Here is a 16,167-nt window from a genome sequence, read left to right as displayed (position 1 = left end):
AAGCCCGGGCCGAGCACCACCCAGCCGTCGCGGGTCGGGAAGCGCATGCGCATGAAGAGCTTGCCGAGCTGCAGCCCGCCGGAGCTGCGCTCCGCCGGCGCCTGCCCCCAGGGCGCGTCCAGGATCCGGTACAGCGTCGCGAGCCCGAGCGCCTGTTGGGCCGACACATCCACGTGTTGGCCGCGACCGGAGCGCTCGCGCTCGAAATGCGCCACGAGCGCCGCCATCGCCGCCTCGGCCGCCGCGAAGTGGAAGGCCTGCGGCGCGGAGACGCGAAGCGGCGCACGGTCGGCGTCTCCGGTCAGGTACAGGGGCCCGCCCGACGCCATCGCGATCAGGTCCGTTGCAACGTAGCCGGACTTCGGACCGTCCTGCCCGAACGGCGTGATCGAGACGCCGATCAGCGCGGGGTTGTCGCGCGCGAGGCTCTCGTGGTCGAGACCGAGCTCCCGCATCCGGCCCGGCGCCCACGACTCGATCAGGAAGTCCGCTCGGCGCGCGAGCTCGCGCAGGCGCGCGCGTCCGTCGACGCTGTCGAGGTCGAGCACCACGCCGCGCCGGCCGCGCGCGTAGGCCCAGAAGAAGAGCGAGCGCTCGGGATCGCGCGCGTCCCCGAGGAACGGACCGAGCCGGCGCGCGGGAGATCCCGACGGCGGCTCGATCAGGATCACGTCGGCGCCGAGATCCGCGAGGATCTGGCCGCAGAGCAGACCCCGCTCGTCGCTCAGATCTAGAACGCGCAGGCCGTCGAGCATCGCCGCGATCCTAACCTAGCCGCGCGGCGCTCGGGCGCGGAAGCGCTCACAGGCCCTGCGCAGCGCGGTCTCCGGATCGATGCCGCGAAGCGCGGCGCCGCGAGCGAGCTCGAAGAGCGCGTCGCCCACCGCCGTCTCGTCCGCTGCGCCGATCGGTTCGCCCTCGCGCGACCGCCGCCCGGCGCGGTCCGCGCGGCGCGCGAGCTTTGCGGCCTGCATCAGCGCGGGGAGAGCGCGCGGCACGGCGTCCAGGTCGTCCACGCCGCGGGCTTCGCGCTCGGCGGCCTTGTGCGCGTCCCAGGCGAGCGATTGCTCCGCGGCCGTCTCGACGCGCGCGTCGCCGAAGACGTTCGGATGCCGGCGCACGAGCTTGGCCGAGATCGCTTCGACCACGTCGTCGAAGTCGAACAGCCCAGCCTCGCGCGCGATCTGCGCGTGGAAGACGACCTGGAGCAGCAGGTCCCCGAGCTCGTCGCAGAGCTCGGGCCAGGCCGCTCTGCGGATCGCGTCGTCGACCTCGTAGGCCTCCTCGATCGTGTACGGCGCGATGGTCGCGAAGCTCTGGGCGAGATCCCACGGGCAGCCGCCCGCCGGGTCGCGCAGACGAGCCATCAGCTGCAGCAGGCGGTCGATCTTCGGCATCCGGTGATCTTACGGTAAGATCGGCGACCCATGAGCCAGACACCGATCTCGTTTCCCCCGGCCGAACTCACCCTCCGCGAGCAGATCCGCGTGCGCGCCGAGCACCCCGAGACCGCGGACAAGGTTTTCCTGATGCACGACGCGCGGCGCTGGAGCTACCGGCGCTTCCGCGACGAGGCGACGCGAGTGGCGCACTTCGTGCTGGGGAGGCTCGGCGCGAGCGACGAGAAGCGGCCGCCGCACGTCGCGATGCTGCTCGAGAACCACCTGGAGCTGGTTGCGCTCTTCGGCGGCTGCGGGATCGCGGGCGCGACCCTCTTCGGCATCAACACGGGCCTGCGCGGGGAGGTTCTGGCGGGGGTCGTCAATCACTCGCGCTCTCGTCTGCTCGTCGTCGACGACAAGCTCCTGCCCGAGGTCGACCGCGTGCGCGCGGAGCTGCGAACCGTGGCGCGCGAGAACATCGTCACGCTCTCGGAGCTGCGAAGATGCCTCGACGCGGAGGTCGGCCCGGCAGAGGCGGCGCGGCCCTACCCCGACGTCGTCGTCACGCCGCAGACCAACCTGATGGTGATCTACACCTCGGGCACGACGGGCCTGCCCAAGGGCATCATCAACAACCACTTCAAGCTCTGCGCGACGGGCGTCGGCGTGTCGATGAACACCGGAATGCACCGCGACGACATCGGCTACGCGTGCATGCCGCTGTTCCACTCGAACTCGCTCTTCGTCGGGCTCATGCCCTGCTTCTGGGTCGGCGGCGGAATGGGACTGCGCGAGCGCTTCAGCGGCAGCCGATTCGTGCCCGACTGCTTCGAGTACGGCGTCAGCATGTGGAACTACGTGGGCGAGCCGGTCCACTACGTGCTCGCTGCGATCGAGAAGGAGCACGGCGGGGATCCCGAGCGCATCCGGCGCGAGGTGACCGAGAACGCGCGCAACCGGCTTCGCTTCGCGATCGGCAACGGCGCCTCGCCGGTCGACATCGACAAGTTCACGGCCTGGCTGGGTCTCGACGACATGTTCGAGCTCTACGGCTCGACCGAGGCGGCGATTAGCACCTTCCGGCGCATGGGCGATCCGCGCGGAAGCGTCGGCGAGATCACCGACCCCAACGTGAAGATCCTCGACGAGCGCGGCGGCGAGTGCGCGCCTGCGGAGCTCGACGCCGAGGGCAAGATCGTGAACTACGACGCCGCGGTCGGCGAGATCTGCCGGAAGGCCCCCGAGACCGGGCTGTTCCAGGGCTACTTCGACAACCCGGACGCGAACAGCTCCAAGTACCGCGACGGCGTCTACCACTCGGGCGATCTCGGGCACGTGCTCGTGCGCAACGGCAAGCGCTACCTGTTCTTCGACGGTCGCACCGACGACTGGATCCGCAAGGACGGCGAGAACTTCTCCGCGCTGCAGGTCGCCCGTCTGCTCTCCGAGCATCCGGACGTGCCGCTCGCGGCCGCCTACGGCGTTCCGTGCGCGGTCTCCGACGAGCTCCTGATGACGGCGCTGAAGCTCCGCGAGGGCGCGAGCTTCGACCCGAAGGAGTTCTTCGAGTTCTGCGAGCGACAGATCCGCGACGGCGGGATGGACCGCAAGTGGTTCCCCGACTTCGTGCGGATCGTCCCGGACTTCGAGTACACGGGCACGCAGAAGGTGCTCGTGCGCAATTTGAAGAAGGTGCATTTCGATCCGCGCCGTGTGCGCGATCCGCTGTTCTTCCGCGAGCGGGGCGACAGCTCGTACCGGCCGTTCACGCCCGCCGACTTCGAGCGCCTGCGCGCCGTGTTCCGCGCGGCCGAGCGAGAGGACCTGCTCGACCGATGACGAGCCGCTCCGCCCGCTGCGCACTCGGACCGCTCGTGCGAGGCACGCTCCCGACCTTGCTGCTGCTCTGCGCATGTGGAGGCGAAACCTCCCCGGCTTCCGATCCGGCGGCGCCGGGCGCGGCGATCGAGGCGCCCTCGGGCCCGCACACTCTCGCGGTCTGCGCGACCGCTTCGCTGCGCCGCGCGTTCGAGGCGATCGCCCGACGCTACGAGCAGGAGCACCCGGGCGCGAGCGTCACGCTGCACTTCGACGGCGGCACGCAGCTTCTCGCCGCGATGAACGCAGGAGAGCGCTGCGACGTGATCGCGGTGGGCGACAGCTCGGTGATGGCCCGGATCACCTCGGCGGGCCACACCGCCGTCGGCAGCCCGGCCGAGCTCGCCCGAAACCGCGTCGCGATCGCCGTCGCGAGCGGCAATCCGAAGCAGGTGCAGGGCCTGGCCGACCTGGGCCGCAAAGACCTGCGCCTGGCGCTGGGCGCGCGCACGTCGTCGATCGGTCGCCATTCCCGCTGGGTGCTGTCGCGGCTCGAGCTCGCGCCGGATCCGGCTGTCGAAGCCGCTACGGCGGATGAGGTGCTGGCGAAGGTCGCAGCCGGGGAAGCGGACGCCGGAATCGTCTACGCGACGAGCTTCGCCGGCGCCGGCAGCGGCGTGCAGCGCATCGACGTGCCGAGCGAGCAGAACACTCCCGCGCTCTACTCGATCTCCGCGGCGCGCGAGCCGGCGGAGCCGCGCGCCGCGGCGGATTTCCGGGCGCTGGCGCTGGGGCCGGTCGGCCAGGAGCTGCTCGGCGACGCCGGCTTCCTGCCCATCGGCGCGAAGCTCCGCTAGCCGCCGCGCGCTCGAAGCGCCGCCGATCAGCTCTTCTCGCGCAATCCGATCAAGCGCGAGAGCGTCTTGCCGACGAGCTTCTCGGACCAGCCGAGCACCGACTTCACGACGTCGAGCACGTCGCCGGATCCGGACCAGTGCGCGCGCACGAGATCCGGATGCACGTGGTTCACGACCCACGAGACGGATGCGGTCGCGATCAGGAGATCGTCGAGAAAGCCGAGCGGGCCGAACAGGATCTCGGGGACCAGATCGATCGGCGAGAGTGCGTAGCCGACGCCGAGCAGCGCGACCGCCTTCGCGCCCGCCGGGACGCGCGGGTCGCGCACCAGCCGCAGCAACAGGACGACCAGGTCGGGAAGGAAGAGCAGCAGGTCGCGCACGCCCGCGCTCGCGCCGGGCTCGGCCTCGACGACCCGCGCGCGCAGGCGGTCGTAGACGCGCCGTTCGCGCGCGCGCAGATCGACCTCGAGGCGCTCGTCCGCCGCGGGCTCGGTCATCCGGGCTTTCGCTCCTCGGGCAGGGGCTCGCCCTCGGCAACGAAGCACAGCGCGGCCCCGTTGTTGCAGTAGCGGCGGCCGGTCGGCTGCGGGCCATCGTTGAAGACGTGCCCCTGGTGTCCGCCGCAGCGCGCGCAGTGGTACTCGGTGCGCGGCAGGACCAGCTTCCAGTCGCGCTTGGTCGCGACGTTTCCGGCGACGGGCTCGAAGAAGCTCGGCCAGCCGGTACCGCTCTCGTACTTCGACTCCGAGGAGAAGAGCGGCAGAAAGCAGGCCCCGCAGACGAACTGGCCGCGGCGCTTCTCGGCGAGGAGCGGGCTCGAGCCGGGCCGCTCGGTCGCCTCTTCGAAGAGCACCGCGAACGCCTCGGGCGAGAGGATCTTCTTCCAGTCGTGCTCTGGCATCGTACGCCTCCTGTCTCAGTGTGCGCCTGGTCGGCGCGCTTTGCCCAGCCCCGCGCCCAGGTTCAGCGCCCAGCGCTCGCGGCGGAACGCCCAGGCGAGCCAGATCGCGCGCGTCACGTGATCGAAGACCAGCGTCCCCCAGACCCAGACGACGTCCGCGTGAAAGACCTTCGCGACGAGCATCGCCAGCGGTACTCGGAAGACCCAGTTGCCGAGCGTCGCGGACCAGAGCGGTGTCACGGTGTCGCCCGCGCCGCGAAGCGCACCGGCGAGCGTGAAGTGCACGCCGAGGAAGGGCTGCGCGATTCCGAGCAGGAGCATGAACGGCTCCAGCGCCGCGATCACCTCGGCATCGTCGGTGAACCCTTCGGCGAGCGTCTTGCGCAGCAGCGCGAACACGACGAAGAGCACCAGCGACACGAGCAGCGAGAGGCGCGCGCTGCGCCAGCCCGCGCGGGCGGCGAGCCGCACGTCTCCTGCGCCGAGCGCCTGGCCGACCAGCGTCGAGGCCGCGATGGAGATGCCCACACCGGGGATCCACGAGAACGAGAGCAGGCGGACTCCCACGGTGTAGGCCGCGATCGCGACCGGTCCGTAGTCCGAGAGCACCCAGAAGTAGATCAGCAGCGCGCCGTTCAGCAGCACGCGCTCGCCGAGCGCGGGCCAGGAGACGCGTACGGTCTCGGGCAGCCCCTCGCGCACCTTCGCGAAGTCCGCGCGGCGCAGCCGGACCGCCTCCGATTCGGGCCGATCGCGCCTGCTGGCCGCTGCGATGAAGAGCAGGACGCCGACGAGCTGCGAGAGAAGCGTGGCGATCCCGGCGCCGACCAGATCGAGCCGAGGAAATCCGAACGTTCCGAAGATCAAGAGCCAGTTCAGTCCGAGCTTCACGACCGTGACCACGCCCGCGATCAAGAGCGGCATGGTCGTGTTTCGCGCCGAGCGGAATGCGCTCTCGATCGTCAGCGTCACGGCGAGCAGAAGTGTCGAGCCGAGCGTGAGCCTGAAGTAAGGCACGGCTCGCTCGATCACGGCGGGATCGGCGTTCAGCGCGCCGAGCAGGAACGCCGGAAACACGATCGAGACCACGCAGATCGCGGCCGCAGAGCCTAGTGCGAGCACTAGCGACGCCGCGAGCGCTCCGCGCGCGCGCTCGGGCTCGCCCGCGCCTAGAGCGCGGGCCATCAGCGCCACGCACGCGACCGAGAGCGCGAGCAGCGCGGCCTGCGCGAGCTGGAAGAACTGCGAGGTGTAGCCGACGGCGGCCAGCGCGTCGGTGCCGAGCCGGCCGAGCATCCCGATGTCGATCAGAGAGACGGCGCTCGCGAGGACCTGCGAGACGATCGCGGGCCAGGCGAGCCGGAGGATGTCGCGATCGGTGCGCCGACGCAGCTCGTCACGCGTCGGCGCACCGGCCGCGGCGGCGACCGCTCCCGCCGGGTTCGCCCCGGCACCGATCTCGGGATCGGACGGGTCGTCGAGCTCTGGGTCAGACCGCCTGTCGTCCACGCATCAGACGAAGCGCGCCTTGCGGTACATCGCGACCACCGCCGCGCCGCCGAGGCCCAGGTTGTGCTGCAGCGCCACCTTCGCGCCCGCGACCTGGCGCTTCTCCGCCTCGCCGCGAAGCTGCCAGTTGAGCTCGGCGCACTGCGCCAGCCCCGTGGCGCCGAGCGGATGCCCCTTCGAGATCAGCCCGCCCGACGGATTCACGACGACCTTGCCGCCGTAGGTGTTCGCGCCGGAATCGACGAACTCGCCGGCCTTCCCGATCGGACAGAGACCGAGGCCCTCGTAGGTGATCAGCTCGTTGCACGAGAAGCAGTCGTGCAGCTCCACGACGTCGACGTTCTCGGGACCGAGACCCGACTGCACGTACACCTTCTCGGCCGCCTTCTTGGTCAGGTCGAAGCCGACCAGCTTGATCATGCTCTTCTCGTCGAAGGTGCTCGGCATGTCGGTCGCCATCGCCATGCCGAGGATCTCGACCGCCTTCGACTCGAGCTCGTGCTTGTGCACGAAGTCCTCGCTCGCCAGCACCGCCGCGCCGCCGCCGTCCGAGGTCGGGCAGCACTGCAGCTTCGTGAGCGGACCGTAGACCTGCGGAGCCGCGAGGATCTGCTCGAGCGTGTACTCGTCCTGGAACTGCGAGTACGGGTTGTTCACCGAGTGCTTGTGGTTCTTCCAGCCGATCTTCGCGAAGTGCAGCGGCGTGGTGCCGTAGCGCTCGTTGTGCTCCAGACCGGCGTTGCCGAACATCTGCGGCGCGGCGGGCGCCTTGGCGAAGCCGCGCTGCTCGACCATCAGCTTGAAGTGCTTGTCCATCGGCGTGGTGCGGTCGGTGTACTTCACGCCGAGCGAACCCTTTTCCATCTTCTCGAAGCCGAGCGCCATCGTGCACTCGGCGAGGCCGCCCTCGACGAGCTGCTTGGCCATGAACAGCGCCGTCGATCCCGTCGAGCAGTTGTTGTTCACGTTGTAGATGGGAATTCCGGAGAGCCCCAGCTCGTAGAACGCGCGCTCGCCGGCCGTGGAGTCGCCGTAGCAGTAGCCCACGGCCGCCTGCTCGACGGCGTCGAAGGGGATGCCGGCATCGGCCAGCGCCTTCTGTCCCGCCTCGCGACCCATGTCGGGGTAGTCCCAGGCCTTGGAACCGGGTTTCTCGAACTTCGTCATGCCGACGCCGACCACGAACACCTTCCGACCCATTTTCGTGTACCTCTCAGTCTCGAAGCGTGATGGCGGCGTTGCTGATCACCGGCGTGCCGCGTTCCTTGGTCTTGGCCGCGATCAGGATCTTGTTCCCCTCGCGCCACATCGAAGTCTCGATCGTCTCGCCCGGGAAGACGACGCCCGCGAATCGCACCTGGTAGCGCGCGACGCGCTTCACGTCCCCGCCGAGCAGCTCGTCGACGACCGCCTTGCAGACGATCCCGAAGGAGCAGAGTCCGTGCAGGATCGGCTTGTCGAAGCCACCGAGCTTGGCGAAGTCGGGATCCGCGTGCAGCGGATTCTTGTCGCCGGACAGGCGGTACAGCAGCGCCTGGTGCGGAAGCGTCGGCGACGAGACCACCGCGTCGGGCGCGCGCGACGGTGCGTCGTTCCCGGCCTTGGGGCCCGCGTCCCCGCCGAAGCCGCCCTCGCCGCGCGCGAAGATCGAGAAGCGGTTGGTGAAGAGCTTGTCCCCACCGACCTCGCGGGTCTCGACCTCGATCACGATCAGCGCGGCCTTGCCCTTGTCGTAGATTCCCGCGATCCGGCCCGCGCTCTCGATCTTCGCTCGCACCGGGATCGGGCGGTGGATCTCGATGTCCTGCTCGCCGTGCAGCACGAGCGCGAAGTTGATCTGGATGCCGGGCACGCCGGCCATGCCGCCGACCGCGCCGAAGACCGGGATCACCCCGTAGCTCGGCAACACCTTCAGGTTCTTCTCGTAGGTGTATTCCAGCTCCTTCGGATCGGTCGGTCGGGCCGTCCCGGCCCCGATTCCGAGGTGGTAGAGGATCACCTGGTCCTGGCCCCACTCGCCGGTCGTGGTGGCGAGCTTCGCTCCGCGCGCTTTCTCGAGATCGATCGGCATGTTCGACTCCTATCCCAGCAGGTCTTTGGCGATGAGACGCATCTCGTCGCCGACGCTCTTGGGCACGATGTAGTTCTTCTCGTCCATGATCCGTCCCAGGTTGTCGCGCACGTCCTCGAGCGAGACGACCTTGCCCTTGCCCGCGAACCAGCCCGGTGCGAGGCCGACGAAGACGCGTGCGAAGCGCCCGCCGCCGACGGAGAAGACCTCGTGCGAGAGCTCGCAGGCTTCCGAGACCAGATAGCAGGCGAGCGGCATCACCGTCGACGGGTCGAGGGCGCTCGCGATCGGGCCGAGCAGGTTCTCGGTCAGCCGCGTGCGCGCGATCGGCGCGATCACGTTCGACTTGATGCCGTTCTTCGCGCCTTCCACCGCGAGCACGTTCGACAGCCCGACCAGCCCCATCTTCGCGGCGCCGTAGTTGGTCTGGCCGAAGTTCCCGAAGATGCCGGCGGCCGAAGCGGTGAACAGGAAGCGGCCGTAGTTCTGCTCCTTCATCACGCGGTAGGCCGGCTGCGAGACGTAGAAGGCGCCCTTCAGGTGCACGTCGAGAACGATCTCGAGGTCCTGCGGCTCGAGCTTCAAAAAGCTCTTGTCGCGCAGGATGCCCGCGTTGTTGATCACGATGTCGACGCGGCCGAACGAGTCGATCGCCTTCTTGATGATCGCCTCGCCTCCCGCCGGCGTCGCGACCGAGTCGTAGCTCGCGACGGCCTGCCCGCCGGCCGCCTTGATCTCGTTCACGGTCACGTCGGCCATCGAGGTCGACTTGCCGCTGCCATCGGGAGCGCCGCCGAGGTCGTTCACGACCACGTGCGCGCCGCGACGGGCGAGCTCGAGCGCGTAGGTCTTTCCGAGGCCGCCTCCTGCGCCGGTGATCACGGCGACCCGTCCATCGAAACGAATCTCGCTCATCGCCTTCTCTCCTTCTGTACGGGGGATTCGAGGCACGCGTACACCATGCGCTTCCAGAGCTCGAAGAGCCGTCGCCGCTCGGTGTCGTCGTCGCGAAGGATCCGCTGCAGGGCCATTCCGCGCATGATGTGGAAGCTCAGCTCCAGAAGGTCCTCGAAGTGCGGCGCCTTCGTGGCCTCGGAGCCGGCCAGCTCGCGCCAGAGCTTCGCCATCTCGCGCCCGACGCCGCGCTCGAAGCGCACCAGGCTCGCGCGGAGCTGCGCGTCGCTGCGCGAGGCGACCCAGAGCTCGAGCGACGCGTAGAAGAGCGGACCCGAGAAGCTCGCCCAGAGCGCGTCGAGCGCACGTTCGAGCCGATCCGGCGCGGCGTCACGGGGCTCGAGATCCCGGCGCACCTCGTCCGCGCGGCGCTTCGCCAGGTGCGCCACGGCATGGACGACCAGATCCGCGCGCGTGGGGAAGTGGTGCAGCTGCGCACCGCGCGAGAGGCCGGCGCGCGCGCAGACCTCCGTGGTCGTCGTCGCCGCGTAGCCGACCTCGACCAGCGAGGCGACCGTCGCGTCGAGCAGTCGCGTGCGCGTGTCCGCACTGCGCTGCTCCTGTGTCCGGCGCGAGCGCGGCGCGCGCAGAACGGCTTCGCGGGTGCAGGGGGCCAAGCAGACCTCGGGTCGGGTGGGAGCGGCCGGACTCTAGTCGAGCCCGCAGAAACCGTCAAACCTGCAGGTTTCTGAGCCGACGACAGGCTTCGGCGAGATCGGCGTCGGTCTTGCCGAAGCAGAAGCGACCCAGCCGGTGCGCGTCTCCGTCGCGCCAGAACGCCGTCCCGGGAACGCAGGCGACGCCGCATTCGCGCAGCAGCGCGAGCGCGCGCTCGTCCCCGTTCGCGCCGGGCATGCGCGAGATGTCCGCCAGCGCGAAGTAGGACCCTTGCGGCCGCAGCGGCGCGAGCCGAGCCGCTGCGAGCGCCTCGCAGAGCTGATCGCGCTTGCGCTGGTACTCGACCGAGATCGCGGCGTAGTACTCCGGACCGAGACGCTCGAGCCCGATTGCGCAGGCGAGCTGCAACGGCGTCGGCGCGCATACGTAGACCAGATCGTGCAGGTGTGTGAACGCTTCGGCGAAGCGACGCGGCGCCGCGACCCAGCCGATCCGCCAGCCCGTGACCGCGAACGTTTTCGAGAGCGCGTTCATCGTGATCGTGCGCTCGCGCAGGCCGGGAAGCGAGGCAGGACTCACGTGCTCGCGGCCGTCGTACACGAAGTGCTCGTAGACTTCGTCGGTGAGCAGGAAGACGTCCCGCTCGCGCGCGATCGCGCCGAGCGCCTCGAGCTCGGCTCGGGTGCAGACCTTGCCCGAGGGATTTCCCGGCGTGTTCACGACGATCGCGCGCGTTCGCGAAGAGAGCGCGATCTCGAGCTCGCCGAGCGGAAGCGCGAAGTCCGGCCCGCGCAGCGTCACGTAGCGCGGGACGACCCCGAGCGCCTCGAGCGTGTTGCGGTGGTAGCCGTAGTACGGCTCGAAGAGGATCACCTCGTCGCCGGGCTGCAGAAGCGCCTGACAGACCACGTAGAACGCGCCGGTCGCCCCGCTGGTCACGACGATCTCGGAGTCCGGATCGTAGTCGAGCCGATCGTCGCGGCGCATCTTCGCCGCGAGCGCGCGCCGCAGCTCCGGCAGCCCCTCGGAGCGCGAGTAGCTGTTCGCGCCGTCCTCGATCGCCGCCTGTGCCGCGCGCCGCACCAGCTCTGGAACCGGGGTGTCGCAGACGCCCTGCGCCAGGTTGATCCCGCCGACGCGCGCGCACTCCGCCGTCATGCTGCGGATCGGCGAGGTGCGGGCGGCGCGCGCGCGTGGGGTGAGTTCGAGCGACATGCGGTGTCCTGTTCCGCGGCTCCGTCGACTTCGCGCCGGGCGCCGTGGCTTCACGGCGCCCACGATACACCACTCCATCCGCGGTCCATGGACCTCGCCGAAATCGCTGCTCTCTTGACACGCCGACCACCTCCCCGTTAGGTTCGCGTTGAGAGCGATTATCAGTGTCGTCTCGAATGGCGGAGGGCGTCGTGGGATTTCCGAAGCGGTGGGTTCATGGTCCGGCACTGATCCTGCTCCTGGGCGTGTCGTGGGCCTCGACGGGCGGGGCGCAGGAGTCGAGCGACCGCGAGATCGCGCGCGACGACGAGATCGCCGAGCTCAAGCGGAAGCTCGGCGTGGTCGTGACCGAGCTCGAGACGCTGCGCACGCAGGTCGCGGCGCCCGAGCCTGCCGGCGGACTGGAGAGCCAGTACGGTCTGGGTCCCGCCGCCTCGAAGGTGTACGGCATCGCGCGTGGCCTCTCGATCGGCGGCTACGCGGAGGGTTACTACCGGCGCCGGGACTCGGGAGCCGACGACGAGGCGGACATGACGAGGGTCGTCGCCTACCTCGGCTACAAGTTCAACGACTGGATCGTCTTCAACACCGAGATCGAGTTCGAACACGGCACCACGGCGGAGAACGGCTCCGTGAGTGTGGAGTTCGCGACGCTGGATTTCCTGCTCATGCCCGAGCTCAACATCCGCGCCGGCGAGGTCCTGATCCCGATGGGCTTCGTGAACGAGTTCCACGAGCCTCCGTTCTACTACTCGACGTTCCGCCCCACGCCGGAGCGCGTGATCATCCCGTCGACCTGGCGCGAGAACGGGCTCGGCATCTTCGGCAACCTGGGCGAGCGGCTCAGCTACCGGGTCTACGCGGTGAACGGCATGGTCGCCAGTGACTTCAGGTCCAGCGGGCTGCGCAGCGGCCGGCAGAGCGGAAGCGAGGCGATCGCGAACGATCTCGCGCTGGTCGGCCGCCTCGACCTCGACTTGTTCGAGGGCATGCGGGTCGGCAGCTCGTTCTACTCCGGCAACTCCGGGCAGGACCAGGACATCGAGATCGCCGGCTCCGACGTCTCGCTTCCCGACGCGCGCACGACGATCTGGGAGGTGCACGGCGAGTACCGCTGGCAGGCGCTCACCGCGCGCGCTCTCTGGACCCAGGCGCACGTCGCCGACGCGGGAGCTCTTTCGAACCTGCTGACCGCGTCCGGCGCCAGCAACGCAGTGGTCGCGCGCCGCATGATCGGCGGCTACGGAGAGATCGCCTACGACATCGTTCCGCTGTTCTTCCCCGGCTCCGAGATGTCGCTCGAGCCGTTCTTCCGCTTCGAGTACGTCGACACGCAGAACGACGTGCCGAGCGGATTCAGCGCGAATCGCGCCTACAAGCAACGCATCTACATCCCGGGTCTGCAGTTCAAGCCGATCCCGAACGTGGTCGTGAAGCTCGACTACCGCAAGGTCGACGACTTCGCGCAGAGCAGCCGTGACGAGGTGAGCCTTGGCTTCGGTCTCATTTTCTAGAGCGCTCGCCGGCTGCGCCGCGTTCGCCCTGCTCTCTGCGCTGGCCGTCCCGCAGGCACGCGCGACGGTGTACGCGAGCAAGCAGGAAGCGCTTCGCGAAGCCTTCGCCGACGCCGATCGGATCGAGGAGAAGAGCTTCGTCCTGACCGAAGACCAGGCTCGGTCGATCGAGGAGCTCGCGGCCGCTCCGCTCGAGCGGCAGATCTGGACGCTCTATCTGGCGTATCGCGCGGATCGGCTGCTCGGCGCTGCAGTGATCGACGTACGCAACGTGCGCACGCTGCCGGAGGCGCTCCTGGTCGTGATCGCCCCGGACGGCACGGTGCGTTCGCTGCGCATCCTCGCGTTCCACGAGCCGACCGAGTACCAGCCATCCGCGCGCTGGCTCGCGGGAATCGAGAGCCGGCAGCTCGGACCGGATCTCCACCTGAAGCGAGGAATCCACAGCATCGCCGGGGCGACCCTGTCGTCGCACGCCGTGACGCGCAGCGTCCGCACCGCGCTCGCGCTATATCAGGTCCTGTTCGAGAGCCAGAATCCAGCCGAGTAGCCGGAGCGCCAGTTGAGGTTCGTGGTCACCGGAGAGATGAACCGCAATCGCCTGCTCCAGGTGATCATCGCGCTCTACTCGCTCTACGTGGCACTTCTCTGGGTCTCCAATGCCCTGCTCTACTTCGACCGGATGGGGCTGTCTCCGGAGTCCGTGGTCGCGCACTACCTCGGCTCGGAGGAGCAGTTCCGCGAGCCGCGAAGTTACGCGGGGCTGCTCGAGGTCAGTCACTTCCATCTCTTCGCGATGGGAATGCTTCTGCTCGTGCTCACGCACCTGGTGCTCTTCGTGCCGCTCGCCAATCGCGCCAAGGCGTGGATGATCGCACTGCCATTCGTGTCGGCGCTGGTCGACGAGGGCTCGGGCTGGTTGGTCCGCTTCGCGTCCCCGCACTTCGCCTGGGCGAAGATCGCGGGATTTCTCGCCCTGCAGACCAGCCTGGCCGCACTGATCGGGCTCTCGCTCTGGTCGGCGTTTCGCGGCACGAACGATCGCTATCGGAGCGGAGAGGATTGAGGCGACTCGCGGCCGCGATCGCCCTCGTGGCGCTCTCCGGCTGCGCGCGTCCGTCGCCGCACGAGGAGCCGGAGCAGCTCTGTCCCGTGACCGTCTCCGACGGCCGGTACCTGATGGGCACCGTCCTCGAGATCAGCCTCTGCGTGTCCGAACGCGAGCGCGGCGAAGCACAGCTCTCCGAGCTCTTCGCGGAGGTCGCGCGGCTCGAGCGAATGTTCTCGCGCCACGACGAGACGAGCGATCTGTCGCGGCTGAACCGCGCCGCGGGCTCGGGTCCGATCCCGGTCGCGGCACCCCTCGCCGATCTCACGGAGCTCTCGATCGGGTACACCGCGCTCACCCGCGGCGCGTTCGACGTGACGATCGGCCCGCTGGTCGCGCTCTGGCTCGAGGCCGAACGCGCGGGAAAACTGCCCTCGGCCGAGGCTCTGGCGACCGCCCGGTCCCGCGTCGGCGCCGCGGGGGTCGGGGTCGATCGGTCCGCGAGCACGGTGGAGCTCCGGCACTCGGGCGCGATGCTCGACCTCGGCGGGATCGCGAAAGGATGGACGCTCGACCGCCTGGCCGAGAAGTTGCGCGACGCCGGCATCTCCCGCGCGCTGCTCGCGTTCGGCCAGAGCAGCATCTGCGCGCTCGGGAAGCCCGTGGGCTGGGACGGCTGGGGCATCCTGCTCGGTGACGCCTCCGGGGGCTTCGCGGGAACCGCGCAGCTCGACGACCGCTCGATCTCGGTCTCCGGGAGCCTCGGCCAGTACGCCGAGATCGCGGGGCGTCGCTACGGCCACGTGATCGATCCCAGAACGGGAGAGCCGCTGACACGCGCGCGTGTCGCGGCGGCGCTGGCGGCGGACGGCGCGCGCGCAGAGGCGCTCTCGAAGGCGCTGCTGATCCTGGGCGAGAGCGACGGGATCGAGCTGCTCGAATCGCTGCCGGATGCCGAAGGCATCCTGATCGACGAGAGCGGCGCGAGCTGGCAGACCTCGGGCTGGACCCGGGAGACCCGATTCTCGCCCGACTGGCCCGGCGCGGCCGCGAGCGCGAGCCCTACTTCGCGCGCGGATCTCTCGGCAGCCCGAGTCCGCGCTCGCCGATGATGTTGCGCTGGATGTTCGAAGCGCCGCCCGCGATCGAGTTCGCGATCGCGAACATGTACTGAGCGACCCAGCCGCCCGAGGTGCGCAGCTGCGAGGCCATCCCGTACTCCTCGGCCACCGGCGCGACCAGGCCGTCGCCGCCGAGCAGGTCGAAGGCGAGGCGCGTGATCCGCTGCATCGCGTCGGTCGAGTAGAGTTTGTTCATCAGGATCGGAAGCAGCGTCGCGAGCTCCTGGCCGCGCAGCGCGGCCGAGAACTGGCGCTGACCGGAGTACTCCTGACTGCAGACGTAGCCCTCGATCTCGGCGAGCCGCTGGCGCACGCTCGAGTCCTCGAGTGCGGGACGGCCGTTTCTCTGCGACCGCCGCGCGAGCTCCACGAGCGAATCGAAGGAATTGCGCAGGTAGCGCGGGTCGCCAATCAAGTTGCGCTCGTGCTTCAGCGTCGAGCGCGAGACCTTCCAACCCTCGCCGCGCCGCCCGACGATCGAATCGGCCGGGATGCGCACGTCGCTGAAGAAGACCTCGTTGAAATCCGCGCCGCCGGTCATCTGCCGCAGCGGACGCACCTCGATCCCCTTCGAGCGCATGTCGATCAGCAGATAGGAGATGCCCGCGTGCTTGGGAGCGTCGGGCTCGGTCCGGAACAGGCCGAACATGTAGTCGGCGGACTGCGCTTCGCTGGTCCAGATCTTGTGGCCGTCGATCCTCCAGCTGTCGCCGTCCAGAACCGCGCGGCTGGAGAGCGCCGCGAGATCGCTCCCCGCTCCCGGCTCGCTGTACCCCTGACACCAGCGCAGGTCACCGCGCAGCGTGGGCGGAATGAAGCGTATGCGCTGCTCTTCGCTACCGCAGTCGAGAAGAGTCGGAGCGAGCATCGCAGGCCCGATGCCGCGGATGTCGCGCGGCGCGCCGGCGGTGCGGAACTCCTGGTCGAGGATCATGTCCTCCAGCGCATCCGGCGCCTGCTCGGATCCCCCGTAGAGGCGCGGAAAGCCCCGGTACACGTAGCCGCGCGCGAGCGCGCGCTCGCGGAAGAGCTTCTCCTGCCGCTCCGGTGCAAGCTGCGCGTCGGCGCCGCGCAGTGGCCAGTGCTCGCGCAGAAAGGCGCGAACCTCGCTGCGGAACGCCTCGTATTTCTCTCCCAGGCGAAGGTCCATCGCGCA

The 16,167-nt window shown here is 69.4% G+C and carries 17 protein-coding genes; 6 read left to right on the top strand and 11 right to left on the bottom strand.

Annotation, left to right across the window (positions count from 1 at the left end; translation table 11 throughout):
• Both FJ108_07900 and mazG read right to left on the bottom strand, forming a co-directional pair.
• Positions 1–755: CoA transferase (locus FJ108_07900; GenBank protein MBM4335819.1), on the bottom strand; the 755-nt coding region annotated here is incomplete at its 3' end.
• A 15-nt stretch (positions 756–770) separates the two neighbouring features.
• Positions 771–1,397: a nucleoside triphosphate pyrophosphohydrolase gene (mazG, locus tag FJ108_07895; protein MBM4335818.1), complete on the bottom strand. Its 627-nt coding sequence runs from the start codon at positions 1,395–1,397 to the stop codon at positions 771–773.
• 30 nt (positions 1,398–1,427) lie between these two features.
• Between mazG and FJ108_07890 the strand changes: the two genes are divergently transcribed.
• Complete coding sequence (locus tag FJ108_07890; GenBank protein ID MBM4335817.1) at positions 1,428–3,221, top strand: AMP-binding protein; 1,794 nt, start codon at positions 1,428–1,430, stop codon at positions 3,219–3,221.
• Positions 3,218–4,057 carry a molybdate ABC transporter substrate-binding protein gene (modA, locus tag FJ108_07885; protein MBM4335816.1) on the top strand — a complete coding sequence of 280 codons (840 nt, stop codon included), beginning with the start codon at positions 3,218–3,220 and terminating at the stop codon, positions 4,055–4,057. Before FJ108_07890 ends, modA begins: the two co-directional genes overlap by 4 nt.
• 26 nt (positions 4,058–4,083) lie before the next feature.
• Here the strand turns inward: modA and FJ108_07880 are convergent, their stop codons facing one another.
• The 8 genes from FJ108_07880 to FJ108_07845 form a co-directional block, all read right to left on the bottom strand.
• Positions 4,084–4,557, bottom strand: a complete 474-nt coding sequence (locus FJ108_07880; protein MBM4335815.1) for a DUF1232 domain-containing protein — start codon at positions 4,555–4,557, stop codon at positions 4,084–4,086.
• The gene (gene msrB / locus FJ108_07875) at positions 4,554–4,961 is read right to left on the bottom strand and encodes a peptide-methionine (R)-S-oxide reductase MsrB (GenBank protein ID MBM4335814.1); all 408 of its coding nucleotides are present in this window, start codon (positions 4,959–4,961) and stop codon (positions 4,554–4,556) included. The genes FJ108_07880 and msrB overlap by 4 nt, the downstream gene beginning before the upstream one ends.
• 15 nt (positions 4,962–4,976) lie before the next feature.
• Positions 4,977–6,470, bottom strand: a complete 1,494-nt coding sequence (locus FJ108_07870) for an MATE family efflux transporter (GenBank protein MBM4335813.1) — start codon at positions 6,468–6,470, stop codon at positions 4,977–4,979.
• Between the two features lie 3 nt (positions 6,471–6,473).
• Positions 6,474–7,670: a lipid-transfer protein gene (locus tag FJ108_07865; GenBank protein ID MBM4335812.1), complete on the bottom strand. Its 1,197-nt coding sequence runs from the start codon at positions 7,668–7,670 to the stop codon at positions 6,474–6,476.
• A 13-nt stretch (positions 7,671–7,683) separates the two neighbouring features.
• Positions 7,684–8,541: a 3-alpha,7-alpha,12-alpha-trihydroxy-5-beta-cholest-24-enoyl-CoA hydratase gene (locus FJ108_07860; GenBank protein ID MBM4335811.1), complete on the bottom strand. Its 858-nt coding sequence runs from the start codon at positions 8,539–8,541 to the stop codon at positions 7,684–7,686.
• 9 nt (positions 8,542–8,550) lie between these two features.
• Positions 8,551–9,456: an SDR family oxidoreductase gene (locus FJ108_07855; GenBank protein MBM4335810.1), complete on the bottom strand. Its 906-nt coding sequence runs from the start codon at positions 9,454–9,456 to the stop codon at positions 8,551–8,553.
• Positions 9,453–10,085, bottom strand: a complete 633-nt coding sequence (locus FJ108_07850) for a TetR/AcrR family transcriptional regulator (GenBank protein MBM4335809.1) — start codon at positions 10,083–10,085, stop codon at positions 9,453–9,455. Before FJ108_07850 ends, FJ108_07855 begins: the two co-directional genes overlap by 4 nt.
• Positions 10,086–10,167: 82 nt before the next feature.
• On the bottom strand, positions 10,168–11,328 hold the full coding sequence (locus FJ108_07845) for a pyridoxal phosphate-dependent aminotransferase (GenBank protein MBM4335808.1): 1,161 nt from the start codon (positions 11,326–11,328) through the stop codon (positions 10,168–10,170).
• Positions 11,329–11,504: 176 nt separating this feature from the next.
• Here FJ108_07845 and FJ108_07840 point away from each other — a divergent pair, with 176 nt between their 5' ends.
• Genes FJ108_07840 through FJ108_07825 form a run of 4 tightly spaced genes read left to right on the top strand, consistent with a single transcriptional unit; the run spans position 11,505 to position 15,002 of the window.
• A complete protein-coding gene (locus FJ108_07840) occupies positions 11,505–12,842 on the top strand; it encodes a hypothetical protein (GenBank protein MBM4335807.1) in 1,338 nt (445 codons plus the stop codon).
• The gene (locus FJ108_07835) at positions 12,820–13,392 is read left to right on the top strand and encodes an FMN-binding protein (protein ID MBM4335806.1); all 573 of its coding nucleotides are present in this window, start codon (positions 12,820–12,822) and stop codon (positions 13,390–13,392) included. Before FJ108_07840 ends, FJ108_07835 begins: the two co-directional genes overlap by 23 nt.
• A gap of 12 nt (positions 13,393–13,404) precedes the next feature.
• Entirely contained in the window at positions 13,405–13,908 is a 504-nt protein-coding gene (locus FJ108_07830) for a hypothetical protein (GenBank protein ID MBM4335805.1), read from the top strand.
• Positions 13,905–15,002, top strand: a complete 1,098-nt coding sequence (locus FJ108_07825) for an FAD:protein FMN transferase (GenBank protein MBM4335804.1) — start codon at positions 13,905–13,907, stop codon at positions 15,000–15,002. The genes FJ108_07830 and FJ108_07825 overlap by 4 nt, the downstream gene beginning before the upstream one ends.
• Here the strand turns inward: FJ108_07825 and FJ108_07820 are convergent.
• Positions 14,953–16,161 (bottom strand): acyl-CoA dehydrogenase, encoded by a 1,209-nt coding sequence (locus FJ108_07820; GenBank protein ID MBM4335803.1) that lies wholly within the window; start codon positions 16,159–16,161, stop codon positions 14,953–14,955. The two genes, FJ108_07825 and FJ108_07820, sit on opposite strands and share 50 nt — an antisense overlap.
• Between the last annotated feature and the right edge of the window lie 6 nt (positions 16,162–16,167).

This window comes from Deltaproteobacteria bacterium, assembly GCA_016875225.1.
Lineage (GTDB): Bacteria > Myxococcota_A > UBA9160 > SZUA-336 > SZUA-336 > VGRW01.
The sequence above is the reverse complement of the archived record's forward strand: the minus strand, read 5'-3'. Positions and strand labels throughout refer to the sequence as shown.

Excerpts from the sequence above, each read along its gene's own strand:
- mazG (MBM4335818.1), bottom strand. The coding sequence starts at position 1,397 with ATGCCGAAGATCGACCGCCTGCTGCAGCTGATGGCTCGTCTGCGCGAC.
- FJ108_07890 (MBM4335817.1), top strand. The coding sequence starts at position 1,428 with ATGAGCCAGACACCGATCTCGTTTCCCCCGGCCGAACTCACCCTCCGC.
- modA (MBM4335816.1), top strand. The coding sequence starts at position 3,218 with ATGACGAGCCGCTCCGCCCGCTGCGCACTCGGACCGCTCGTGCGAGGC.
- FJ108_07880 (MBM4335815.1), bottom strand. The coding sequence starts at position 4,557 with ATGACCGAGCCCGCGGCGGACGAGCGCCTCGAGGTCGATCTGCGCGCG.
- msrB (MBM4335814.1), bottom strand. The coding sequence starts at position 4,961 with ATGCCAGAGCACGACTGGAAGAAGATCCTCTCGCCCGAGGCGTTCGCG.
- FJ108_07865 (MBM4335812.1), bottom strand. The coding sequence starts at position 7,670 with ATGGGTCGGAAGGTGTTCGTGGTCGGCGTCGGCATGACGAAGTTCGAG.
- FJ108_07860 (MBM4335811.1), bottom strand. The coding sequence starts at position 8,541 with ATGCCGATCGATCTCGAGAAAGCGCGCGGAGCGAAGCTCGCCACCACG.
- FJ108_07855 (MBM4335810.1), bottom strand. The coding sequence starts at position 9,456 with ATGAGCGAGATTCGTTTCGATGGACGGGTCGCCGTGATCACCGGCGCA.
- FJ108_07845 (MBM4335808.1), bottom strand. The coding sequence starts at position 11,328 with ATGTCGCTCGAACTCACCCCACGCGCGCGCGCCGCCCGCACCTCGCCG.
- FJ108_07840 (MBM4335807.1), top strand. The coding sequence starts at position 11,505 with ATGGCGGAGGGCGTCGTGGGATTTCCGAAGCGGTGGGTTCATGGTCCG.
- FJ108_07820 (MBM4335803.1), bottom strand. The coding sequence starts at position 16,161 with ATGGACCTTCGCCTGGGAGAGAAATACGAGGCGTTCCGCAGCGAGGTT.